Source organism: Streptomyces sp. BPTC-684 (assembly GCF_030028635.1).
In the GTDB taxonomy this organism is placed as follows: Bacteria; Actinomycetota; Actinomycetes; order Streptomycetales; family Streptomycetaceae; genus Streptomyces; species Streptomyces noboritoensis.
The window spans coordinates 4,251,794-4,275,516 of record NZ_CP124863.1; the positions used below are offsets into that span (position 1 = coordinate 4,251,794).

Genomic DNA, 23,723 nt, shown 5'->3' on the forward strand with positions numbered 1-23,723 from the left:
TGGCCCCCAATCAGGGTCGAAAGTCAGCCATGCAAGGTCCAAAGACCTTGCATGATGGAAGGCATGTACGGTCCGTCCCCCGCCTCCGCGCTGCGGCGCGCGCTGGGTGACGACCGGGCGCTGGACGTCCTGATCGCGCTGGCCGCCTTCGCACTGATGATTATCGATGTGCCGGGTCTGGCGGCGGCGGACAACTCCCTGACCGGGGCCACCGTGCCGCCGGTGCTCGCGGCGGGCTCGGCCACGCTGCTGCTGCGCCGCAAGTGGCCGTGGATCCCCTACCTCGCCGCCCTGGTCTTCCTCGGCTGGCTGCACCAGCTGACGCTGATCCAGTTCGCGCTGTACTCGCTCGGCCGCTTCCGGGGCCGCCGCACGGCGGTGGTGGCGACGGTGCTGTACGTGGCGGTGGCCTGCGCGCTGTACTACGTCCTCGACTGGGGACACCGCGCGGAGACGCTGAGCTCGTTCCTGAGCCTCGTGGTGCCGGTGGGGGTGCTGTCGTCGGCGGTGGGCGTGGCCACGTACCGCCAGGATCTCGTACGCGAGGTCCAGGCGCTCCAGGCCGTACAGGCCGAGCGGGCGTCGGTGGCGCGGGACGTCCACGACATGGTGGGGCGCGAGCTGACGATGCTGGCGGTGACGGCGGAGGTGCGGGCGCGGCGGGCCCTGGGCGGCCCCCACGAGCAGGACTTCGACTCCCTGGCGGAGACGGCGCGCCGCGCGCACCACATGCTCAACGAGATCATCGTGGCGCGGGCGGACGAGCGCACCGCGACGCCGGGCCTGGACGGGCTGGCGTCCCTGGCGGCGGAGACCCGCCGGGCCGGGACGCCGGTGACGCTGTCCGTCTCCGACCGGGCGTACGGCCTGTCCCCGCTCCGTCAGGCGGCGGTGTACCGGGTGGTGCAGGAATGCCTCACGAACGCGGTGAAGCACGCGCGGGGGGAGGGGGTCTCGGTGACGATCGGCGTCCGGGGCGGCGAACTCCACGTCCACGTCCGCAACCGCCTGCCGTCCACGGTGCCGCCGACGGCGCCGGTGTCGTCGGGGACGGGGACGTTCTCGATGCGGGAGCGGGTGGAGAGCATGGGGGGTGCGCTGACGACGCGGCGCACGTCGACGACGTACGAGGTCGAGGCGACGCTGCCGTCAGGCACGGCGTGATGCGACCAGGGGTTTGTCCGCGGGCTGGTGGGGGCTGGCCGCGCAGTTCCCCGCGCCCCTAAAGATGCCGCTGCGCGGCAATCCCCTGGGGCGCCCCGGAGGGGCGCTTCCAGGGGCGCGGGGAACTGCGCGACCAGCCCAAGACGGTCCGCAGACGAACGGGGTTCGGGGGCGTGGCCCCCGGGAGAGCCGCCTTCACCGTCCCCCACCCCCGGAGGGTTTAGGCGAAGGGGCGGGGTGGGGCTACTTTGCCGTCAGCAGGCGCTGCAACCCGTCGAAGTCCTCCACGCACCGCCCCGCCCCCACCGCCACACACTCCAGCGCCGCCTCCGCCACGAACACCGGAATCCCCGTCGCGGACGCGAGCCGAAGGTCCAGGCCCGGCAGCAACGCACCCCCACCCGTCAGCACGATCCCGTGCTCCATCACGTCCCCCGACAGCTCCGGCGGACACTCCTCCAACGTGGCCCGCACCGCCGCCACGATCTGCGCCACCGGCTCGTCCAGAGCCGCCCGCACCTCCCGCGCCGAGAGGGAGAGGGTCCGAGGCAGGCCCCCCACCTTCTCCCGGCCCCGCACCGGGAACGTACGGGACTCCAGATCGGAATCCTCCGGGACCGGCCACGCCGACCCGATCGCGACCTTCACGTCCTCCGCCGTACGCTCCCCGATCAGCAGCCCGTGCTCCTTGCGCACGTAATCCGTGATCGCCGCGTCCAGGCGGTCCCCGCCCACCCGCAGGGACTGCGACGTGACGATCCCGCCGAGCGAGATCACCGCGACCTCGGTCGTACCGCCCCCGATGTCCACCACCATCGACCCCCGCGGCTCCGCCACCGGCAGCCCCGCCCCGATCGCCGCGGCCATCGGCTCCTCGATGAGGTGGACGGCCCGCGCCCCCGCCCGCTGCGAGGCGTGGATGATGGCCCGGCGCTCCACGGGCGTCACCCCGCTCGGCACGCACACCACCATCCGGGTGCGCGGCCGCCGCCCCGGCACCGCCTTCTTCACGAAGTGGCGGATCATCTCCTCCGCCGCCTCGTAGTCGCTGATCACCCCGTCCCGCAGCGGACGGATCGCGGTGATCGAGCCCGGCGTACGGCCGATGGTCTCCTTGGCCTCCGTCCCGACGGCCAGCGCCGTGCGCCCGCCGTCCTTCATCGCCACCACGGACGGTTCGTTGAGCACGATGCCCTGACCGCGCGCGTACAGAAGCGTGTTGGCCGTGCCGAGGTCGATCCCTATGTCCATGATCGCCAAGTTTGCCCCCGCCCCCTGTGGGCGCGGCGGGCCGAACGTCCCGAAAGGGGCGGGTCCAAGGTCCTGTCGGTCCCCCTCCGTAGACTGGGGTCGTGACCGAGCAGCCTGACCGCAGCAGCAGCCCCGACGACCACTTCGACGACATCGTCGAGGCCGAGACGACACGCGACCCCGACCTGGCGGTGATCGAGGCCGGCAGCCGCACCCTGCGCACCCAAGGCGGCGCGCCGCAGGCCGACCCCGTCCCCGCCCGCCCCGCCGACCCCGAGGTCGACAAGGCGCTGCGCGCGGTCGAGACGGAGCTGGCGGCGCGCTGGGGCGAGACCAAGCTGGAGCCGTCCGTCTCCCGCATCTCGGCGCTGATGGACGTCCTGGGCGAGCCCCAGCGGGCGTACCCCTCGATCCACATCACCGGCACCAACGGCAAGACGTCCACGGCCCGCATGATCGAGGCGCTGCTCGCCGCCTTCGACCTGCGCACCGGGCGGTATACGTCCCCGCACGTCCAGTCGATCACCGAGCGCATCAGCCTCGACGGCTCGCCGATCACCGCCGAGCGCTTCATCGAGACGTACGAGGACATCAAGCCGTACGTGGAGATGGTCGACGCCCAGCAGGAGTACCGCCTCTCCTTCTTCGAGGTCCTCACCGGCATGGCGTACGCGGCGTTCGCGGACGCCCCCGTGGACGTGGCGGTCGTCGAGGTCGGCATGGGCGGCAGCTGGGACGCGACGAACGTGATCGACGCGTCGGTGGCCGTGGTCACCCCCATCTCCCTGGACCACACCGACCGGCTCGGCTCCACGCCCGCCGAGATCGCCGTCGAGAAGTCCGGGATCATCAAGCCGGACGCGACCGTGATCCTGGCCCAGCAGCCGGTCGACGCGGCCCAGGTGATGCTGAAGAAGGCCGTCGAGGCGGACGCGACGGTCGCGCGCGAGGGCATGGAGTTCGGCATCGTCGCGCGCGAGGTCGCCGTCGGCGGCCAGCTCTTGACGCTGCGCGGCCTCGGCGGGGAGTACGAGGACGTCTTCCTGCCGCTGTACGGCGCGCACCAGGCGCACAACGCGGCGGTGGCGCTCGCCGCGGTCGAGGCGTTCTTCGGCATCGGCTCCGAGCACGCCCGCCCGCTGGACGTGGACACCGTCCGCAAGGCGTTCGCCTCGGTGGTCTCGCCCGGCCGCCTGGAGGTCGTGCGCCGCAGCCCCACCGTCGTCCTGGACGCCGCCCACAACCCGGCGGGCGCGCAGGCCACGGCCGAGGGCCTGACCGAGGCGTTCGGCTTCTCGCGGCTGATCGGCGTGGTCGCGGCCAGCGCCGACAAGGACGTGAAGGGCCTCCTTGAGGCCTTCGAGCCGGTCTTCGCCGAGGTCGTCGTCACCGCCAACACCAGCCACCGCTCGATGGACGTCGACGAGCTGGCCGCGGTCGCCGTCGAGGTCTTCGGCGACGAGCGGGTGGTGGTCGAGCCGCGCCTGGACGACGCGCTGGAGGCGGCGATCACCCTGGCGGAGGAAGAGGACGAGTACGCCGGTGCGGGGGTCCTCGTCACCGGTTCCGTGATCACGGTCGGCGAGGCCCGGCTGCTCCTGGGAAGGGGCTGACGCCCGATGCGCACGCTCTGCGCTTCCACCCTCATCGGTGAATTCTTCGTCATCGGGTTCGCCGGTCTGGTCGCCATGAAGGACGACAGCCTGACGGTGTCCACGGTGTGGACGGTCAGCGGCATCGCCATGCTGTTCTCGCTGCTCCTGTGCGGTGTGCTGACCCGTCCCGGCGGCCTCCAGCTGGGCTGGGCGCTCCAGATCGCCCTGATCGCGAGCGGCTTCGTCGTCCCGCACATGTTCTTCCTGGGCGCGGTCTTCGCGGGCCTGTGGTGGGCCTCGATCCACTTCGGCCGCCAGGTGGACGCGGCGAAGGCGCGCTTCGCGGCGCAGGCGGAGCCGGAGCCGCAGGCGTAGGCACTCAGGGGCGCGGGGAACTGCGCGAGCAACCCAGCACGGTCCGCAGGCGAAGCACCCGTCCCCGGAAGGGCGTCTTTCGGCCGCCGACCGTGCTGGGGCACCCGCGCAGTTCCCCGCGCCCCTTTGGGGCACGGTCCGGGTGCCAGGGCGCCCCGCGCCCCCTGTAGCCTCACCTCACCGCACACGTATGCCGCAAGGAGCCGTACACCATGACCCAGCGCACTCTCGTCATCCTCAAGCCCGACGCCGTCCGTCGCGGCCTGATCGGCGAGATCATCGGCCGTATCGAGCGCAAGGCCGGCTGGACCATCCCGGCGATGGAGCTGCGCACGCTGGACCAGGAGACCCTGGAGACGCACTACGGCGAGCACAAGGGCAAGCCTTTCTACGAGCCCCTGATGGGCTTCATGGCCTCCGGCCCCGTCGTCGTCCTCGTCGCCGAGGGCGAGCGCGTCATCGAGGGCGTACGCCAGCTGGCGGGCCCCACCGACCCGATCGCGGCCGCGCCCGGCTCCATCCGCGGCGACTTCGGCACCATCGTCCGGGAGAACCTCATCCACGCCTCGGACTCCGAGGAGTCCGCCGAGCGGGAGCTGAAGATCTTCTTCCCCGGTCTGGCCTGAGTCCGGTCCCGGTCCACTTCCTGACCGGGCGTCAGCCATATAGCGCTCATGACCTGGGGCGACCGAAGGAATTTCGGTCGCCCTTCGGCATATGCGGGGCGAAGTCGGGAACGCATCGCACCGACACTTCGTCACCATTACTAGAGGTGGACCAACGCGCCGTGTCCGTGCAGGCGGCACTACGATGGAGCCTCACGCCCACACAGCACCCACCTCGCCGACCTAAAAAGCCGTCAACGCTCGATTAGGGAAGGCCGGACGCATCCTCATGGGGAGCAACAACATGTCGTTCATCGGCCGTGACATGGCTGTCGACCTCGGGACCGCCAACACGCTGGTGTACGTCAGAGGCCGCGGAATCGTCCTGAACGAGCCGTCCGTCGTCGCCATCAACACCAACACCGGCGGCATCCTGGCGGTCGGCGCCGAGGCGAAGAAGATGATCGGCCGTACGCCGGGCAACATCGTGGCCGTACGACCGCTGAAGGACGGCGTCATCGCCGACTTCGAGATCACGGAGCGGATGCTCCGCTACTTCATCCTCAAGATCCACAAGCGGCGTTACCTGGCGCGCCCGCGCGTCGTCGTCTGCGTGCCCTCCGGCATCACCGGAGTCGAGCGCCGGGCCGTCATCGAGGCCTCCACCCAGGCCGGCGCCCGCCAGGTGCACATCATCGAGGAGCCGATGGCCGCGGCCATCGGCTCGGGCCTGCCCGTCCACGAGGCGACCGGCAACATGGTCGTCGACATCGGCGGCGGCACCACCGAGGTCGCGGTGATCTCGCTCGGCGGAATCGTCACGGCGCAGTCCATCCGCGTCGCGGGCGACGAGCTGGACAACGCGATCATCCAGCACATCAAGAAGGAGTACAGCCTCCTCCTCGGCGAGCGCACCGCCGAGCAGATCAAGATCACCATCGGCTCGGCGTACGACCTCGACAAGGACGAGCACACCGAGATCCGCGGCCGCGACCTGGTCTCCGGGCTGCCCAAGACCGTGGTCATCTCGGCCGCCGAGGTCCGCAAGGCCATCGAGGAGCCGGTCAACGCGATCGTCGACGCCGTGAAGACGACACTCGACAAGTGCCCGCCGGAGCTCTCCGGCGACATCATGGACCGCGGCATCGTCCTCACCGGCGGCGGCGCCCTGCTGCGCGGCCTCGACGAGCGGCTGCGCCGCGAGACCGGTATGCCGATCCACATCGCCGAGGACCCGCTGGATTCGGTCGCCCTGGGTTCCGGCAAGTGCGTCGAGGAGTTCGAGGCGCTGCAGCAGGTCCTCGACGCCCAGCCGCGCCGATAAGCGCCACCGGCCGCCGTCCCCCCGAGTCATCCGGTGACCTGGGGGGACCGCCCGTACGGGCCACTGCCAACCCGTACGGCGGATCGTTGATATACAGATCGAACAGATTCCGACGAGGAAGGCACGGCCGCCGCACGTGAGGGACACACGAGAGAGCCGGCTGCTCCTGGTGCTGCTGATCGCCGTAGCGTTCGCGCTGATCACGGTCGACATCCGGGGTGGGGAGAATTCACCGGTGGACGGGGCCCGGCAGGCCGCCGCCACGGTGTTCGGGCCGGTGGAGAACGGCATGGCGGCCGCCGTCGACCCGGTCGGCAACGCCATCGGGGCGGTGCGCGACTCGGGGGAGCGCCACAACAAGATCGCCGACCTCCAGCGCGAGAACGAGGCGCTGAAGCAGAAGCTGGGCAGCGACGCCCGCAACCGCTCGCGCCTGGGCCAGCTCGACTCGATGCTCAAGACCGCGGGCGAGGGCCAGTACGGCATCAAGGCCGCGCAGGTCATCGGGATAGGAGCGGCCCAGGGCTTCTCCTGGACCGTCACCATCGACGCCGGCTCGCGCGACGGCATCAAGCGCGACATGACCGTGCTGAACGGGGAGGGCCTGGTCGGCCGGGTCACCACCGTCGGCCCGTCCACCGCCACCGTCCTGCTCGCCAACGACCCGGACTTCACGGTCGGCACCCGGATGGAGAACAGCGACGAGCTGGGCTTCGCCACCGGCCAGGGCGACCGGCCGCTCTCCGTACAGCTGCTCAACGGCAAGGCCAAGGTCAAGGCGGGCGACCGCCTGGTGACCTTCGGCTCGCAGGCGGACAAGCCGTTCGTGCCGGGCGTCCCGGTCGGCGAGGTCGTCAAGGTCGACCCCTCCGGCGGCGACCTCACCCGCACCATCTACGTCCGTCCGTACGTCGGGTTCACCAAGCTCGACATCGTCGGCGTCGTCGTCGAGGCCCCGCGCACCGACCCGCGCGACCAGGTGCTCCCCGCCAAGCCCAAGCCGACCCCGACGCCCACCGTGACGGTGACGGTCACCCCGTCCCCGACCGGGAACGCGGTCAACCCCAACCAGGCCGACCCGAACGTCCCGATCCCGAACGGCGACCCCAACGGGAACCCGAACACGGACCCCAACGCGGATCCCAACCGGAAGCCCAACGCCGTTCCGGGCGGCGATCCGAACAACGCGAACAACGCCGCCGACGGCGACCAGTAGGAGCTGATCCAGATGCGCATCAACAGGGTCATCCTCTCCTCCGCCCTGGTCGTCGTCGCCCTCGTCGTCCAGGTGAGCGTCCTCGCCCGGCTCCAGCTCCCGGGCGCCGTCCCGGACCTGGTGCTGCTCACGGTCCTGGGCCTCGCCCTCGTCTACGGACACCTCGGCGGCGCCTTCGTCGGCTTCGGCGCGGGCCTGCTCTCCGACCTCGCCCCGCCCGCCGACCACGCCGCCGGGCGGTACGCCCTGGTCCTCTGCGTGATCGGTTACGCGGCGGGGCTCGCCAAGCCCGACCACGGCCGGCTGCGCTCGGCCACCGGGCCCATGGTCGTGGTGGTCTGCGCGGCCATCGGCTCCACGCTGCTCTACGCGGGCGTGGGCGCCCTCGTCGGCGACACCGCGGCCCGCCATGTCGGCCTGGTGAACCTGCTGTTCACGGCCGCCGTCTACGACCTGCTGCTCGCCCCGTTCACGGTGCCGCTGATCATGGCGCTGGCGAAACGGGCCGACAACGACCCGCTCGCCGAGACGTCCGGGGGCGGCGGCTCGGCCAAGAACGGCGCCGGCATCGCCTCCGGCTGGCTCTCCGGCGGCACCGGGCTGCGCATCGGCAACCAGAAGGGCGGCCTGCGCGTGAAGGCCGCCCGCAACCGCGCGGCCCGGGCCGGCCGCATCAAGGGCGTCAAGCGACTGTGAACGAGGGGGCCACGGCGTGAGCAACATCCCCGAGACGGGACGCACCCCCCGGGTGCAGATCCGGCTCATCATCATCCAGGTCCTGGTCTTCTCCCTGCTCCTGACCCTCGGCGGGCGCCTCTGGTACCTCCAGATCCGCAACGGGCAGGAGTACGAGGACGAGGCGAAGAACAACCATGTGCAGCAGGTCGTCCAGCCCGCCGTGCGCGGCGCGATCCTGGACGCGCGCGGTGTGCCGCTGGCCGACAACGAGACCCGGCTCGTGGTCTCGGCGTCGCGCACCGATCTGACGAAGATGCCCGACAAGGGCAAGGCGGTCCTGACCCGGCTCGCGGCCGTCCTCGGCATGAAGCCGCAGGACGTCATGGACAAGGTCCGCCTCTGCGACGCCAAGACGCCCAAGCCGTGCTGGAACGGCTCGCCGTACCAGCCGATCCCGGTCACCGACGAGGCCACCACCCAGCAGGCCCTGCAGATCCGCGAGCGCTCCGAGGACTTCCCCGGCATCACCGCCGACCCCACCGCCGTACGCCGCTACACCTCGCCGGGCAAGGCCAACACCGCGCAGGTCCTCGGCTATCTCTCGCCGGTCACCGACGACGAGATCACCAAGGCGAAGGACACCGACTCGCCGTATCTGCGCTCCGACATGGTGGGCCGCTCGGGCCTTGAGCGCACGTACGACAAGCAGCTGCGCGGCAAGGCGGGCGTGACCCGCTACGAGGTGGACAACCTCGGCCGGGTCATCGGGCAGGCGCAGAGCGACAAGGCCGAGCCCGGGGCGAACATCGTCACGTCGATAGACGCACGCGTGCAGGCCGTCGCCGAGTACGAGCTGAACCACGCCATGGAAGAGGCCCGCAAGGAGTTCGACAAGAACACCAACGAGAACTACAAGGCGGACGCGGGCGCCGTCGTGGTGATGGAGGCCAAGACCGGCCGGGTCGTCGCCATGGCGTCGCTGCCCAACTACGACCCGAACGCCTGGGTCGGCGGCATCTCCGCCAAGGACTACCAGGCCCTCACCGGCAAAGCCTCCAACTACCCGCTCCTGAACCGCGCCATCCAGGGCCAGGCCGCCCCCGGCTCGATCTTCAAGGTGGTCTCCTCGGCGGCCGCCGTGCGCGCCGGGTACTCCTTCAACGGCAGCTACCCCTGCCCCAGTTCGTACTCGGTCGGCGGCCAGGTCTTCAAGAACTTCGAGTCGCAGGGCCACGGCAACATCACCATCGGCCAGGCCCTGGAGGTCTCCTGCGACACCGTGTACTACGGGCTCGCGCACGACCAGTGGCTCAAGGACGGCGGCATGAAGCCGAAGAAGGACGCCGCCGACTGGTTCTACAAGACCGCCCACGACTTCGGGCTCGGCTCCAAGACCGGCATCGACCTGCCCAGCGAGGTCCCCGGCCGGGTCCCCGACCGCCAGTGGAAGCAGCGGTTCTGGGCGGCCAACAAGGACGCCTGGTGCAAGCACGGCAAGAAGGACGGCGACTACGTCGAGAAGATCGAGTACGAGAACTGCCTGGAGGGAAACCTCATGCGCGCGGGTGACTCGGTCAACTACTCCATCGGCCAGGGCGACACCCTCGTCACCCCCGTCCAGATGGCGACGATCTACTCGGCGATCTCCAACGGCGGCACCCTCTACGACCCGACCGTCGGCAAGGCCGTGATCAGCGCCGACGGCAAGTCGATCAACGAGATCAAGCCCAAGGCGCACGGCAAGCTCCCGATGAGCCAGGCCACCCGCGACGACATAGACGAGGCCCTCGCGGGAGTCGCCACCCGCGGTACGGCCGCCTGGCGGTTCGGCGGCTGGCCGCAGAAGCAGATCCCGATGCACGCGAAGACCGGCACCGCCGAGGTCTACGGCAAGCAGACGACCTCGTGGTTCGCGACGTACACCAAGGACTACTCGATCGTCATGACGATCTCCCAGGGTGGTACGGGCTCCGGCGCCTCCGGCCCCGCCGTGCGCAACATCTACGACGCGCTCTACGGGCTCGACGACGCGGGCAACCAGGACCTCAAGCGCGCCCTGCTGCCCCAGCCGCAGCAGGCCCTGCCCAGGATCCAGGCCGACGGCTCCATCGACGCGCCGAAGATCGAGCCGTACGACCCCAACTCGCAGAAGGTCCCCGAGAAGACCGGTGAGCAGCAGCTCGCCGTGGCCAACACCGACAACCGCAACGGCGCGCGCCACGGACGGAGGGACTGAGCACCATGGCCGGCTTCTCCGTCCAGCGCTACGCGCCGGAGCGCTCCACCTTCGCCAAGCTGACCGCCCGCGACTCGGTTCTGCGCCGCCTCGACTGGTGGCTGCTGCTGTCCGCGCTCGCGCTGTCCTTCATCGGCTCGCTCCTCGTGTGGTCCGCGACCCGCAACCGCACCCAGCTCAACCAGGGCGACCCGTACTACTTCCTGATCCGGCACGCCATGAACACCGGCATCGGGTTCGGCCTGATGATCGCCACGATCTGGCTGGGCCACCGCACCCTGCGGGGCGCGGTGCCGATCCTCTACGGCCTTTCGGTGGTGCTGATCCTCGCGGTGCTGACCCCGCTGGGCGCGACCGTCAACGGCGCGCACGCCTGGATCATCATCGGCGGCGGCTTCTCGCTCCAGCCGTCCGAGTTCACCAAGATCACGATCATTCTGGGGATGGCGATGATACTGGCGTCGCGCGTCGACGCCGGGGACCAGCTCCACCCCGACCACCGCACGGTGATGAAGTCCCTGGGCCTCGCCGCGCTCCCGATCCTGATCATCATGATGATGCCGGACCTCGGCTCGGTCATGGTCATCGTGATCATAATTCTGGGCGTGCTGCTCGCCTCCGGAGCCTCCAACCGGTGGGTGCTCGGCCTGATAGGGGCGGGCGTGGCGGGCGCGGTCGCGGTGGCGGCGCTCGGGCTGCTCGACGAGTACCAGATCAACCGCTTCGCGGCCTTCGCCAACCCCAACCTGGACCCGGCGGGCGTCGGCTACAACACCAACCAGGCCCGTATCGCCATCGGTTCCGGCGGACTGACCGGCACCGGACTGTTCAAGGGCAGCCAGACCACCGGACAGTTCGTCCCCGAACAGCAGACGGACTTCGTCTTCACGGTCGCGGGGGAGGAGCTCGGCTTCGTCGGCGCGGGCCTGATCCTCGTCCTGCTCGGCGTCGTCCTGTGGCGCGCCTGCCGCATCGCCCGCGAGACGACCGAGCTGTACGGGACGGTCGTGGCGGCCGGGATCATCGCGTGGTTCGGCTTCCAGTCCTTCGAGAACATCGGGATGACGCTCGGCATCATGCCGGTGGCGGGCCTCCCACTGCCGTTCGTGTCGTACGGAGGCTCGTCGATGTTCGCGGTCTGGGTGGCGATCGGGCTGCTCCAGTCGATCAGGGTGCAGCGGCCGATAACGGCGTAGGCGCTCCGCTGGAAGCGCGGTGATGTGACTGCGGGCCGGTGGGGGCTGGTCGCGCAGTTCCCCGCGCCCCTAAAGGGGCGCCGTGCCGCAGCAGCGCCCCCTCGGGCCACGAAGGATGCCGGACCGGCCGCAATGGCCGGTCCGGCGCTCTGTCGAGGGTCCCGTTTCGCGTCTAGATTCAATTCATGGCGGAGACGAAGCGCGAGATCGAGCGGAAGTACGAAGCCACCGGCGACGACGTCCGGCTCCCCGACCTCACCAAGGTCGCGGGCGTCGCCGGCGCCGTGGACAAGGGCGTGGTGGAGCTGGACGCGGTCTACTACGACACCCAGGACCTGCGCCTGGCCGCGGACTCCCTCACCCTGCGCCGCAGAACGGGCGGCGACGACGCGGGCTGGCACCTGAAGTTCCCCGTCGCCACCGGGATCCGCGACGAGATCCGCGCGCCCCTCTCCCCGGACGTCCCCCGCACCCTGGCCGCCCTCCTGCGCTCCCGCGTCCGCGACAGCCGACCGACCCCCGTCGTACGGCTGCTCTCCTCCCGCGACGTACGCCATCTGCTCGACGAGGACGGGACGCTGCTCGCCGAGGTGAGCGTCGACGCGGTGCGGGCCGAGCGGCTGGGCCCCGCGCCGGGCGCCACGGCCGCCTGGACCGAGGTCGAGGTGGAGCTCGCCGACGAGGTGGACCCCGCCCTCCTGGACCGCGTCGAGAAGCGTCTGCGCAAGGCGGGCCTGCGCCCGTCGCACAGCGCGTCGAAGCTGGCGCGGGCGCTGGCGGAGACGGCCCCGGAAGCGCCGGTCCTCCAGAAGGCCCCGGCCCCGGACAGGACCACCGCGGGCGACCACGTCCTCGGCTATCTCCGCGCCCAGCGCGACGCCCTGATCGACCTCGACCCCGCCGTCCGGCGCGACCTGCCCGACTCCGTCCACCAGATGCGCGTCGCCACGCGCCGGCTGCGCAGCGCCTTCAAGTCGTACGGAAAGGTCCTCGACCGGACCGTCACCGACCCCGTCGGCGAGGAGCTGAAGTGGCTCGCGGCCGAGCTCGGCGTCGACCGCGACCAGGAAGTGCTCACCGAACGCCTCCAGGGCCGCATCGCCGCCCTGCCCCGCCCCCTCCTGCTGGGCCCGGTCCGGGGACGGCTGCGCATCTGGAGCACCGCCCGCCGCTCCGGCTCGCGCCGCAAGACCATCGCCGTCCTGGACAGCAAGCGCTACCTCGCGCTGCTCGACACCCTGGACGCGCTGCTCGACGGGCCGCCGCTGCGCCCGGCGGCCCGGCGGCCGGTCGCCCAGGTGGTGCCCCAGGCGGTGATCAAGGACTACGACCGGCTTGCGGGCCGGATAGCGCACGCCCTGGAGCTCGGCCCCGGCGAGCCGCGCGACCTGGCCATGCACGACGCCCGCAAGGCGGCCAAGCGCGCCCGGTACGCCGCCGAGGCCGCCAAGCCCGCGCTCGGCGCCCCCGCGAAGAAGTTCGCCCAGCGGATGAAGGCGGTGCAGACGGTCCTGGGCGACCACCAGGACAGCGTGGTGGCCCGCGAGGCCCTGCGCGGCCTGGCGATCCAGGCCCACCTGGCCGGCGAGTCCGCGTTCGCCTGGGGACTCCTGTACGGCCAGGAGGTCGCGACGGCGGCCGACCGCGAGCGCGAGCTGCCGGAAGTCTGGCGCAGGGCGTCGCGGCCTGACCTGCGGGAGCGGCTGCGGGCCTGAGCCGAGGGGATCTCGGCGGGCGGGGGCGCCTCCGGAGCGGGTTACGCTAGATAGTCGCCCCCTGCCAGCTCACGAAAGTTCGTCGAGATGACTGCCGCCGAGTCCGTCTTCCCACAGCTCGAAGCCCTGCTCCCGCATGTGCAGAAGCCGATCCAGTACGTCGGCGGTGAGCTGAACTCCACGGTCAAGCCCTGGGACAGCTGCGACGTCCGCTGGGCGCTCATGTACCCGGACGCGTACGAGGTCGGGCTGCCCAACCAGGGCGTCATGATCCTCTACGAGGTGCTGAACGAGCGCGAGGGCGTCCTCGCCGAGCGCACGTACAGCGTGTGGCCGGACATGGAAGAGCTGATGCGCGAGCACAAGGTGCCGCAGTTCACCGTGGACAGCCACCGGCCCGTCGGCGCCTTCGACGTCTTCGGCCTCAGCTTCTCCACCGAGCTGGGCTACACCAACATGCTCACGGCCCTGGACCTCGCGGGCATCCCGCTGGAGTCCAAGAACCGGGGCATCGACGACCCGATCGTCCTCGCGGGCGGCCACGCGGCCTTCAACCCCGAGCCGATCGCGGAGTTCATCGACTGCGCGGTGATCGGCGACGGCGAGCAGGCCGTGCTCGACATGACCGAGATCATCCGCGCGTGGAAGGCCGAGGGCCGCCCGGGCGGCCGCGAGGAGGTCCTCTTCCGCCTCGCCAAGACCGGCAACGTCTACGTCCCCGGCTTCTACGACGTCGAGTACCTGCCCGACGGCCGCATCGGCCGCGTCGTCCCGAACAAGTCGGGCGTGCCGTGGCGGGTCAGCAAGCACACCGTCATGGACCTCGACGAGTGGCCCTACCCCAAGCAGCCGCTCGTGCCGCTCGCGGAGACCGTCCACGAGCGCATGTCCGTCGAGATCTTCCGCGGCTGCACCCGCGGTTGCCGTTTCTGCCAGGCCGGCATGATCACGCGCCCCGTGCGGGAGCGAAGCATCACCGGCATCGGCGAGATGGTGGAGAAGGGCCTGAAGGCGACCGGCTTCGAAGAGGTCGGCCTGCTGTCCCTCTCCTCGGCCGACCACACCGAGATCGGTGAGATCGCCAAGGGCCTCGCGGACCGGTACACCGAGGACAAGATCGGCCTGTCCCTCCCCTCCACCCGCGTGGACGCCTTCAACGTCGACCTCGCCAACGAGCTGACCAGGAACGGCCGTCGCTCCGGTCTGACCTTCGCCCCCGAGGGCGGCAGCGAGCGCATGCGCAAGGTCATCAACAAGATGGTCTCCGAAGAGGACCTGATCCGTACGGTGGCGACCGCGTACGGCAACGGCTGGCGCCAGGTGAAGCTGTACTTCATGTGCGGCCTGCCCACCGAGACCGACGAGGACGTCCTCCAGATCGGCGACATGGCGGTCAACGTGATCGCCAAGGGCCGCGAGGTGTCGGGTCAGAACGACATCCGCTGCACGGTGTCGATCGGCGGCTTCGTCCCCAAGCCCCACACCCCGTTCCAGTGGGCGCCGCAGCTCTCCGCCGAGCAGACGGACGCGCGCCTGGAGAAGCTCCGCGACAAGATCCGCGGCGACAAGAAGTACGGCCGCTCGATCGGCTTCCGCTACCACGACGGCAAGCCGGGCATCGTCGAGGGCCTGCTCTCGCGCGGCGACCGCCGCGTGGGCGCGGTCATCCGCGCCGTCTACGAGGACGGCGGCCGCTTCGACGGCTGGCGCGAGCACTTCTCGTACGACCGCTGGATGGCCTGCGCCGAGAAGACGCTGCCGTCGTACGGCGTGGACGTCGACTGGTACACCACGCGTGAGCGTACGTACGAGGAGGTCCTGCCCTGGGACCACCTGGACTCCGGTCTCGACAAGGACTGGCTCTGGGAGGACTGGCAGGACGCCCTGGACGAGACCGAGGTCGAGGACTGCCGCTGGACGCCGTGCTTCGATTGTGGCGTGTGTCCTCAGATGGACACGCATATCCAGATCGGCCCGACGGGCAAGAAGCTGCTCCCGCTGACGGTCGTCAAGTAACCGCTTGATCACGGCAGGCCCCGCATCGCAACGATGCGGGGCCTTTGCCGCGTCTTGACGTGCATGGAACTCCAGCAGCAGCCGCCGAGACAGCCCGAGGGCTGCCTCGCCGTCGCGATCCGGATCCCGGTACGGATCGTCGTCCTGGTGTTGGTCGTCCCGATCCGCATGATCTGGGACGCGCTGGCGGCGACCGCCCGCGCGGTCCACCGCACGCTGCTGCGCCCGACGGGCCGCGCACTGAAGTGGCTGGGTCACACGCTGGTGGTGGTGCCACTCATCCACCTCGGCCGCGGTCTGGCCTGGTTGGGCCACACGCTGGTGGTCGTACCGCTCGTCTTCCTGGGCGGCTGTCTGGCGTGGCTGTGCCGCACCCTCGTGGTGACCCCGCTGACGTGGCTGTGGCGGTGGCTGGTCGTGCCCTTGTGGCGGTACGGGGTGGCCGTCCCGGCGACGTGGGTGTACCGGTACGTGCTCACTCCGGTGGGCCACGGCATCGCTTGGGCGGCGGTCGGGCTGGGGGCCGGGGTGGCCTGGGTCGCGAGCGCTGTGTGGGCCGGGCTCGCCCGGGTGGGCCGGGGGATCGCCTGGCTCGCCGCCGGAGGGTGGACGGGCATCGCGTGGCTGGCGGCCGGGATCGGCAAAGCCCTCGTTCGAGTGGGTTTGATCTTGTTTGTGGTACCCGTCGGGTGGTTCTATCGACGCGTGCTGACGCCGATCGGGCACGTTCTCACGGTCGTTGCCCGGGAAGTCGTCGCCGCGTTCGGGCACGCCTGGCGGATCGCCGGGCAGATTTCGCGGGCCGTCGGGCGCGGGCTGAAGTGGCTCGGGTGGCAGCTGGTGGGGCGGCCGGTGCGCTGGGTGTGGCGGACGGTGTGCGCGCCCGTTGTGCACTGGGTGCGGGACACCGTGTGGGCCCCGGTGAAGCGGGCCGCCGTCGAGGCCGGGCGGGTCGTGGGCCACGCGCTCGGCACCGCCGGACGCACCGCGCGCGAGGCCCTCGCGTCGGCCCGCGAGACTGTACGGCAGGCCCGCGCCGACGCCTGGCGGGCCCTCGTGGGCGGCCCGCCCCGGGAACCGACACCGCATCCGGCGCGTACTCTGGGTAGTACAACTACTGCCTCCGGCGCGGTGCCCGCCCCCGAGATCTCCCTCCGCAAGACGGAGGGATGAGCCGGGCGGCGCGCGGGCCGCGACCGGAGGGCCCCCACAGGACAGGTGGGCGGCGCCCACCGCGCCCGCCCCGCACGAGGAGAAGAACCACTGGGCAAGCGACAGCCCGAAGGCCCGCCGCCCGCACCTGCGGTGCAGCGCATCCGACTGCGCTACACCAAGCGCGGCCGCCTCCGGTTCACCAGCCACCGCGACTTCCAGCGCGCCTTCGAGCGCGCGCTGCGCCGCGCCGAGGTGCCCATGGCGTACTCGGCGGGCTTCACCCCGCACCCCAAGGTGTCGTACGCCAACGCCGCCCCCACCGGCACCGGCTCCGAGGCCGAGTACCTGGAGATCGCGCTCACCGAGCACCGCGACCCGGCGACGCTGCTCACGCTGCTCGACGAGTCGCTGCCGGCCGGGCTCGACATCACCGACGCCGTGGAGGCCCGCACCTCGGGCCTCGCCGACCGGCTGACCGCCTCCATCTGGGAGATGCGGCTTGACGGCGTCGCCGTCGAGGACGCCGAGAAGGCCGTCGAGGCCTTCCTCGCCGCCGAGACCGTCGAGGTCCAGCGCAGGACCAAGAACGGCATGCGCACCTTCGACACGCGCGGCGCGGTCGCCGCCCTCCAGGCGCTTCCTCCACAGGCTGATAGGCCGGTGGACAAGCCCTGTGCGATACTGCGCCTGGTGGTACGGCACCTGACACCTGCCGTGCGACCCGACGACGTCCTGTCCGGTCTCCGAGCTGTGGCCGACCTGGCGCCGCCGGTCCCCGCAGCGGTGACCAGGCTGGCGCAGGGGCTCTTCGACGAGGAGTCCGGCACGGTGACCGACCCGCTCGCGCCCGACCGCGAGGCAGCCCCGGCCGCTCCACCCAAGGCCGCCGGGACCGCTTCTGCGACGGCGTCGGAAGGTCCCGCCGCGTAAGGGCAGTCGTTGTAGCGCAGCCCTGGTACTCGGGAGCCACCTGGGTCGGGCAGCGCACTGACCAGGAGACTTTCGCCAGGCCGTACGTACATCGCGTACGGAACCGGCGAGCCGGACATATCAGCTCCCGTGCGGCGCCCGCGCCCCGGACGACGGCACCCGCGCACATCACGCGGACGTGCCGCCGGACCGGAACAAGGCGCGGCGCCCGGGAGCGTGACGGGAGCTACGCCCGCATGCTTGAGAACGAGAAGAACGAACCCGGTGTGACCGGGGACGACAACAACAGCCCCAGCGACACGCTGCCGCCGCGCCGCCGGCGCCGCGCCGCGTCGCGGCCCGCCGGTCCGCCGGGAGCCGCGGGCGCCGACGCGCCCGAGACGGCCGCCGCGGCCACCGAGGCCCCGGCCGAGACGCCCGCCGCCGAGGAGGCCGCTCCGGCCCGTCCGCGGCGCCGTGCCACCCGTAAGGCGACCGCTCCGGCGGGTGCGCCCGCCGCTGCCGCTGCCGCCGAGGAGACTCCGGCCGCCGCCGAGGCCCCGGCCGAGACCCCCGCTGCCGAGGAGGCCGCTCCGGCGCGGACCCGTCGCCGTGCCACCCGCAAGGTGACCGCTCCGGCCGGTGCGCCCGCCGCCGAGGAGGCGCCCGAGGTCGTCGAGACCCCGGCCGCCGTCGAGCCCGAGGCCGTCGAGGCTGAAGAGCCCGCCGCTCCGGCGCGGACCCGTCGCCGTGCCACCCGCAAGGTCACGGCTCCGGCCGGTGCGCCCAAGGCCGCCGAGGAGGCCGAGGTCGTCGCGGCCGCCGAGCCCGTCGTGGCCGAGGTGGCCGTCGAGCCCGAGGCCGTCGAGGCTGAAGAGCCCGCCGCTCCGGCGCGCACCCGTCGCCGTGCCACCCGCAAGGCCACCGCGCCCGCCGGTGCCCCCGCCGTCGAGGAGGCCCCGGCCGCCGTCGGCGCGCCGCCGGCCGTCGCCGCCGAGGACCCGGTCGCCTCCCCGGCCGAGGAGGCCGCTGTCGTGGCCGCCGCCGAGGAGCCCGCCGCTCCGGCGCGCACCCGTCGCCGTGCGACCCGTAAGGCCACCGCGCCCGCCGGTGCGCCCAAGGCCGCCGACGAGGTCGAGGCCGAGCCGGTCGCCGCCGTGGTCGTCGAGACCGCCGTGGCCGAAGAGGCCGCTGCCGAGCCCGTCGCCGAGGACGAGGCGCCCCGTGGGCGCACCCGTCGCCGTGCGACCCGTAAGGCGACCGCGCCGCAGTTCACCCCGGCCGCCGCCGAGGAGCCCGTGAAGGAGCCCGAGGCCGAGGCGAAGACGGAGGCCGAGCCGAAGGCGGAGACCGGCCGGTCGCGCCGCCGTGCCACCCGTCCCGCCGTCGCCGTCTTCCAGGCGCCGGTCTTCCACGAGCCGATGTTCCAGACCCCGGAGACCGCCGCCGCGGCCGCCGCCCAGGCAGCCGCCGAGGTGACGGACGAGGAGGAGCCGGAGGAGACCGAGGTCCAGGCCGAGCCGGTCGTCGAGCAGGCCGAGCCGCAGGGCGGTTCGCGCCGTCGCCGCCGCCGTCGCGGCGAGAGCGCCGAGACCGCGCCCGAGCCGCAGGCCCCCGTGGCCGAGGAGGCCGAAGAGGCCGAGTCCGCCGAGGAGGAGCCGGAGGGCGCCGAGGCCGAGGAGCACGAGGACGACCGTCCCTCGCGCCGTCGCCGCCGCGGTGGCCGCCGCCGTCGTCGGGGCGAGTCCGCCGAGTCGGAGGAGTCCGAGTCGGAGGAGGGCGCCGAGGCCGAGGCCGAAGCGTTCGAGGACGAGGACGAGGAGTCCGAGGACACCCCCTCGGCCGCCGGCACCAGCAGCAGCCGCCGGCGTCGCCGGCGCCGTCGCCGCAGCGGTGACGGAGGCGACCACGAGACGGGTCAGGACGACCCGGAGCGCACGGTCGTCAAGGTCCGCGAGCCGCGCCCGGCCCGCGAGAAGGCCGAGCCGTCCGACGAGGTGCAGTCCATCAAGGGCTCGACCCGTCTGGAGGCGAAGAAGCAGCGCCGCCGCGAGGGCCGCGAGCAGGGCCGCCGCCGGGTGCCGATCATCACCGAGGCGGAGTTCCTGGCGCGCCGCGAGGCCGTCGAGCGCGTGATGGTCGTCCGCCAGAGCGGCGAGCGCACCCAGATCGGCGTCCTCGAGGACAACGTGCTGGTCGAGCACTACGTCAACAAGGAGCAGGCCACCTCGTACGTAGGCAACGTCTACCTGGGCAAGGTCCAGAACGTGCTGCCGTCGATGGAGGCCGCCTTCGTCGACATCGGCAAGGGCCGCAACGCCGTCCTGTACGCCGGTGAGGTCAACTTCGAGGCGCTGGGCATGGCCAACGGGCCGCGCCGCATCGAGGCCGCCCTCAAGTCCGGCCAGTCGGTCCTCGTCCAGGTGACGAAGGACCCGATCGGCCACAAGGGCGCGCGTCTGACCAGCCAGGTCTCGCTGCCGGGCCGCTACCTCGTGTACGTGCCCGAGGGCTCGATGACCGGCATCAGCCGCAAGCTCCCGGACACCGAGCGGGCGCGGCTGAAGACCATCCTCAAGAAGATCGTCCCCGAGGACGCGGGCGTCATCGTGCGCACCGCCGCCGAGGGCGCGAGCGAGGACGAGCTGCGCCGTGACGTCGAGCGCCTGCAGGCCCAGTGGGAGGAGATCTCCAAGAAGGCCAAGCAGATCTCGACGAGCTCGCCGAGCCTGCTGTACGGCGAGCCGGACATGACCGTCCGCGTCGTGCGCGACATCTTCAACGAGGACTTCACCAAGGTCATCGTCAGCGGCGACGAGGCCTGGGAGACCATCCACGGCTACGTCTCGCACGTGGCGCCCGACCTGGTGGACCGCCTCTCCCGGTGGACCTCCGAGGTCGACGTCTTCGCGACGTACCGGATCGACGAGCAGCTGATGAAGGCGCTCGACCGCAAGGTCTGGCTGCCGTCCGGCGGCTCGCTGGTGATCGACAAGACCGAGGCGATGATCGTCGTCGACGTCAACACCGGCAAGTTCACCGGCCAGGGCGGCAACCTCGAAGAGACCGTGACGAGGAACAACCTCGAAGCGGCCGAGGAGATCGTGCGCCAGCTGCGGCTGCGCGACCTGGGCGGCATCGTCGTCATCGACTTCATCGACATGGTCCTGGAGTCCAACCGGGACCTGGTGCTGCGGCGTCTGCTCGAATGCCTGGGCCGCGACCGTACGAAGCACCAGGTCGCGGAGGTGACCTCGCTGGGCCTGGTCCAGATGACCCGCAAGCGGGTCGGCCAGGGCCTGCTGGAGTCGTTCTCCGAGACCTGCGTCCACTGCAACGGGCGCGGTGTGATCGTGCACATGGAGCAGCCGACCGGCGTCGGTGGCGGCGGCAACGGCAAGCGCTCCAAGAAGCGCGGCCGGGGCGGCGCCGAGCACGACCACGAGGCGCACGAGCACGAGGCCGTCGAGTCCGCGGATGTCGAGACCGAGGCGGAGGTGGCGGCCGAGGTCGCGGCCCCCGTCGCGCTCGCCGAGCCGGAGTTCGTGCCGGACGAGGAGCTCTACAGCAGCGCCGCCGAGGCGGAGGCCGCGGCCCGCGGCAGCCGGTCGCGCCGCCGTGCCACCCGTAAGGCGTCGGCTCCGGCGGGTGCGCCCAGGCGGGCCGCCGAGCCGGTCACCGAGGCCGAGCCGGTCGCGGCGGAGCCCGAGCCCGAGTCGAAGCCGGTCACGGTCGCGTCCTTCATCGAGGACGAGGCGCCGCGCGGCCGCACCCGTCGCCGGGCCACCCGCAAGGTGTCCGCCCCGGCGGGCCCGCCCACCGCGGCCGAGCCGGTCGTGGTGGAGGCCGTCGTGGCCGAGCCTGTTGCGGCTGAGCCGGTCGTCGTGGCCGAGCCGGTCGTGGCCGAGCCCGTCGTCGAGGAGGCGCCCGTCGCCGCCCCGCCGCGGGCCCGTCGCCGGGTGACCCGCAAGGCCACCGCTCCCGCCGGTTCGCCGTCGGGCGCGGAGGAGGCGGCGGTGCTCGTGGTGGAGTCCACCACGGCGCCCGAGGCCTCGCCCGTCGCGGACGAGGAGGCCCCGGCCAAGAAGACGGCCCGCAAGACGGCCAAGAAGGCCACCGCGAAAAAGGCGGTCGCCAAGAAGACGGCGGCCAAGAAGACCGCGGCGAAGAAGACGACGGCGAAGAAGACGACGAAGAAGGCGGCGGCCGAGCCGGTGTCGACGTCGTCGGAGAGCTGACCGTCGCCGGTCTGACGCGACGCTGAAGGCCCGGCCCCGGGATTCCGGGGCCGGGCCTTCAGTTTTGCCTGCGGGCCGGTGGGGGCTGGTCGCGCAGTTCCCCGCGCCCCTGAATGCGCCCCTTCGGGGCGCCCAGGGGATTGCTGCGCAGCAGCATTCAAGGGGCGCGGGGAACTGCGCGACCAGCCCTCACCGGGCCGCAGACGAACCCCGGGCCCGCCACGCCGTGCGCAGCTGGCTCGCCAGGAACAAGGACGCCAGGGTCGGGATCGTCGCGCGGTAGCAGTCCGGGGTCGTCCAGGCGTACGCGGACGCCGGGACCAGGACCGTCAGGGCCGCTACGCGCAGGCGCCACCAGCGGCGCGGGCGCGGCACCGGGATCGCCGGGGTGCCCAGGTCCGTGGACAGGGAGTCACGGATGCCGCGCAACACGCCCCGGCGGGCCAGGAGTTGGGCGCCGGGGACGGTCCGCAGGACCTCGTCGTGCTCGCCGAAGCCCGGCGGCAGCGGCGGCAGGCCGAGCGCCGCCACCAGGTCGGCCTGGCGGCGGGCGGGGGAGTCCGCGCCCCGCAGCAGCGCCACCAGCGGCCGGGCGTCGGCGACGGAGAACGCGGCCGCCAGGGCCTGCGCGGTCGCGGACGCCGCCGCGTGGTCGGTGACGGGGGCCGCCGGGTCCCACTGGTGGGCCGCGGTCTCCGTGCCCTTCTGGAGGAGCGTGAGCCCGTACCGGGGCCCGGTGCGGCGCAGCACGAGCGCCGCCCACTTCTCGCCCGTGGTGAAGCTGTCGGCCGCGGCCGACAGCCGGTCGTCGCGGGCCAGCGCCGCGCGCCGCCCGGGCGAGGGGTCCGGGACGAGCTCCACGTAACTCATGCCGGGCGGCGCGGGCGCGATCCGCAGCGAGACGCCGCACATCAGCGCGGCCTCGGCGACCTCGTGCGGCGGCGCGGCGGCTATCGCGAGCGAGCGGAGCGAGAGGGCGCGGGCGTCCCCGGACGCGGTGGCGGAACCGGCGGATTCCGCGGGGCCGGGAACGCCCGCCCGTCCCGCCCGCGAGAACAGCGGCGTCCGCGACGCCAGCTGCATCCGCACCCCCGAGCGCAGCTCCACGAACTCGGTGTGCGGCTCGCCCAGGTAGGCCCACGGATACGTCCGCGCCCGCACCCCGATCGCCCGGAACACGTCCAGCGCCTCGGCCCACCGCTCGTGCAGGATCAGCATCAGGACGAGGTGGTTGCGGAAGTCCGCCGCGTCCGGGTCGCCCGGCTCGTACCAGGTGGACAGTTCGAGGCCGCGCTCGACGGCCGCGTCGATCCTGGCCCGCTCGACGGGGCTCTGGCGCGGGTCGTCGGAGACCACCACGTACTCCACGGCCGCCAGCAGCGGCAGCGCGTGCAGCTTGGAGCCGGGCAGCGCGCTCTCGGCGGCCCGCTCGGCGAAGGCGAACATCTCGCCGTGCGAGCCGTACCACTTCTCGGAGAGGTACTGCAGGGCCGCCGCGTGGCAGCCGTAGTGGTGCGGGGAGCGGGCCACGGCCTCCGCCCAGTACGCGTCGAACACCTCGCGAGAGGCCTGGCTGCCCCGGGCGTGGGTGAGCGCGATCTGCCAGGGCACCGGGTCGGTGGGGTTGAGCCGGGCGGCCGCGGACGCCACCGGGACGGCGTCCCCGAGCAGCGCGAAGAACGCCTGGAACTGCTCGGGCGCCACGTCCCTGGCGCGCGCCGCGCTGCGTATCTCCCATGCCTGGTGGACGCAGAGCTCGGCCTTGACCAGGACGGCGTCGGGGTCCTCGGGCGACTCTGCGAGCCAGGCGTCCAGCCAGCCGGGGCTGTGCAGGGCGGCCGCGGCGAGCTGGGTGACGTAGGTGCTGCGGCGCTCCCACTCGGCCCGCTCGCGGGTCCCGGCGAGCAGGGCGGCGGCCGGGCCGCGGTCGCCCGCGTGCACGGCGGCCAGCGCGTCGCCCATCGGGCCGTCGGGGGCGTCGACGGTGACGGCCTCGTCGGGCGGCAGGTCCGCGCCCACGGACGAGCCGTGGCGGAGCATGCGGGGCATG

The 23,723-nt window shown here is 72.3% G+C and carries 16 protein-coding genes; 14 read left to right on the forward strand and 2 right to left on the reverse strand.

Annotated elements, in window-relative coordinates:
* Positions 1-63: 63 nt before the first annotated feature.
* Complete coding sequence (locus tag QIY60_RS18720; RefSeq protein WP_283143489.1) at positions 64-1,164, forward strand: ATP-binding protein; 1,101 nt, start codon at positions 64-66, stop codon at positions 1,162-1,164.
* Positions 1,165-1,407: 243 nt separating this feature from the next.
* Here the strand turns inward: QIY60_RS18720 and QIY60_RS18725 are convergent, their stop codons facing one another.
* Entirely contained in the window at positions 1,408-2,415 is a 1,008-nt protein-coding gene (locus QIY60_RS18725; protein ID WP_283143490.1) for a rod shape-determining protein, read from the reverse strand.
* 101 nt (positions 2,416-2,516) lie between these two features.
* Here QIY60_RS18725 and QIY60_RS18730 point away from each other — a divergent pair, with 101 nt between their 5' ends.
* The 13 genes from QIY60_RS18730 (at position 2,517) to QIY60_RS18790 (ending at position 21,673) form a co-directional block, all read left to right on the forward strand.
* A complete protein-coding gene (locus tag QIY60_RS18730; RefSeq protein ID WP_283143491.1) occupies positions 2,517-4,028 on the forward strand; it encodes a folylpolyglutamate synthase/dihydrofolate synthase family protein in 1,512 nt (503 codons plus the stop codon).
* Positions 4,029-4,034: 6 nt separating this feature from the next.
* Positions 4,035-4,385 carry a DUF4233 domain-containing protein gene (locus QIY60_RS18735; protein WP_283143492.1) on the forward strand — a complete coding sequence of 117 codons (351 nt, stop codon included), beginning with the start codon at positions 4,035-4,037 and terminating at the stop codon, positions 4,383-4,385.
* A gap of 212 nt (positions 4,386-4,597) precedes the next feature.
* Positions 4,598-5,011 carry a nucleoside-diphosphate kinase gene (gene ndk / locus QIY60_RS18740; protein WP_283143493.1) on the forward strand — a complete coding sequence of 138 codons (414 nt, stop codon included), beginning with the start codon at positions 4,598-4,600 and terminating at the stop codon, positions 5,009-5,011.
* A 283-nt stretch (positions 5,012-5,294) separates the two neighbouring features.
* On the forward strand, positions 5,295-6,314 hold the full coding sequence (locus QIY60_RS18745; RefSeq protein WP_053727412.1) for a rod shape-determining protein: 1,020 nt from the start codon (positions 5,295-5,297) through the stop codon (positions 6,312-6,314).
* Between the two features lie 136 nt (positions 6,315-6,450).
* Complete coding sequence (gene mreC, locus QIY60_RS18750; RefSeq protein ID WP_283143494.1) at positions 6,451-7,530, forward strand: rod shape-determining protein MreC; 1,080 nt, start codon at positions 6,451-6,453, stop codon at positions 7,528-7,530.
* A 12-nt stretch (positions 7,531-7,542) separates the two neighbouring features.
* Positions 7,543-8,226 carry a rod shape-determining protein MreD gene (gene mreD, locus QIY60_RS18755; protein ID WP_283143495.1) on the forward strand — a complete coding sequence of 228 codons (684 nt, stop codon included), beginning with the start codon at positions 7,543-7,545 and terminating at the stop codon, positions 8,224-8,226.
* A 16-nt stretch (positions 8,227-8,242) separates the two neighbouring features.
* Positions 8,243-10,444, forward strand: a complete 2,202-nt coding sequence (gene mrdA, locus QIY60_RS18760) for a penicillin-binding protein 2 (protein WP_283143496.1) — start codon at positions 8,243-8,245, stop codon at positions 10,442-10,444.
* A gap of 5 nt (positions 10,445-10,449) precedes the next feature.
* Positions 10,450-11,640: a rod shape-determining protein RodA gene (rodA, locus tag QIY60_RS18765; protein ID WP_283143497.1), complete on the forward strand. Its 1,191-nt coding sequence runs from the start codon at positions 10,450-10,452 to the stop codon at positions 11,638-11,640.
* A 185-nt stretch (positions 11,641-11,825) separates the two neighbouring features.
* Positions 11,826-13,355, forward strand: coding sequence for a CYTH and CHAD domain-containing protein (locus QIY60_RS18770; RefSeq protein WP_283143498.1), 1,530 nt, complete (start codon positions 11,826-11,828; stop codon positions 13,353-13,355).
* Between the two features lie 87 nt (positions 13,356-13,442).
* Positions 13,443-15,371: a TIGR03960 family B12-binding radical SAM protein gene (locus QIY60_RS18775; protein WP_283143499.1), complete on the forward strand. Its 1,929-nt coding sequence runs from the start codon at positions 13,443-13,445 to the stop codon at positions 15,369-15,371.
* Between the two features lie 63 nt (positions 15,372-15,434).
* The gene (locus QIY60_RS18780) at positions 15,435-16,544 is read left to right on the forward strand and encodes a hypothetical protein (RefSeq protein ID WP_283143500.1); all 1,110 of its coding nucleotides are present in this window, start codon (positions 15,435-15,437) and stop codon (positions 16,542-16,544) included.
* Between the two features lie 132 nt (positions 16,545-16,676).
* Positions 16,677-17,456: a TIGR03936 family radical SAM-associated protein gene (locus QIY60_RS18785; RefSeq protein WP_283143501.1), complete on the forward strand. Its 780-nt coding sequence runs from the start codon at positions 16,677-16,679 to the stop codon at positions 17,454-17,456.
* A gap of 236 nt (positions 17,457-17,692) precedes the next feature.
* Positions 17,693-21,673, forward strand: a complete 3,981-nt coding sequence (locus tag QIY60_RS18790; protein ID WP_283143502.1) for an Rne/Rng family ribonuclease — start codon at positions 17,693-17,695, stop codon at positions 21,671-21,673.
* 189 nt (positions 21,674-21,862) lie between these two features.
* On the opposite strand, the gene QIY60_RS18795 is transcribed toward QIY60_RS18790, so the two are convergent.
* A complete protein-coding gene (locus QIY60_RS18795) occupies positions 21,863-23,722 on the reverse strand; it encodes a hypothetical protein (protein ID WP_283143503.1) in 1,860 nt (619 codons plus the stop codon).
* Position 23,723 lies beyond the last annotated feature (1 nt).

Bases quoted from the DNA above. Each gene is read 5' to 3' on its own strand.
- QIY60_RS18790 (WP_283143502.1), top strand. From the start codon at position 17,693: ATGCTTGAGAACGAGAAGAACGAACCCGGTGTGACCGGGGACGACAAC.
- mreD (WP_283143495.1), top strand. From the start codon at position 7,543: ATGCGCATCAACAGGGTCATCCTCTCCTCCGCCCTGGTCGTCGTCGCC.
- QIY60_RS18770 (WP_283143498.1), top strand. From the start codon at position 11,826: ATGGCGGAGACGAAGCGCGAGATCGAGCGGAAGTACGAAGCCACCGGC.
- QIY60_RS18720 (WP_283143489.1), top strand. From the start codon at position 64: ATGTACGGTCCGTCCCCCGCCTCCGCGCTGCGGCGCGCGCTGGGTGAC.
- QIY60_RS18780 (WP_283143500.1), top strand. From the start codon at position 15,435: ATGGAACTCCAGCAGCAGCCGCCGAGACAGCCCGAGGGCTGCCTCGCC.
- QIY60_RS18795 (WP_283143503.1), bottom strand. From the start codon at position 23,722: ATGCCCCGCATGCTCCGCCACGGCTCGTCCGTGGGCGCGGACCTGCCG.
- QIY60_RS18775 (WP_283143499.1), top strand. From the start codon at position 13,443: ATGACTGCCGCCGAGTCCGTCTTCCCACAGCTCGAAGCCCTGCTCCCG.
- QIY60_RS18725 (WP_283143490.1), bottom strand. From the start codon at position 2,415: ATGGACATAGGGATCGACCTCGGCACGGCCAACACGCTTCTGTACGCG.
- rodA (WP_283143497.1), top strand. From the start codon at position 10,450: ATGGCCGGCTTCTCCGTCCAGCGCTACGCGCCGGAGCGCTCCACCTTC.
- QIY60_RS18745 (WP_053727412.1), top strand. From the start codon at position 5,295: ATGTCGTTCATCGGCCGTGACATGGCTGTCGACCTCGGGACCGCCAAC.
- ndk (WP_283143493.1), top strand. From the start codon at position 4,598: ATGACCCAGCGCACTCTCGTCATCCTCAAGCCCGACGCCGTCCGTCGC.
- QIY60_RS18735 (WP_283143492.1), top strand. From the start codon at position 4,035: ATGCGCACGCTCTGCGCTTCCACCCTCATCGGTGAATTCTTCGTCATC.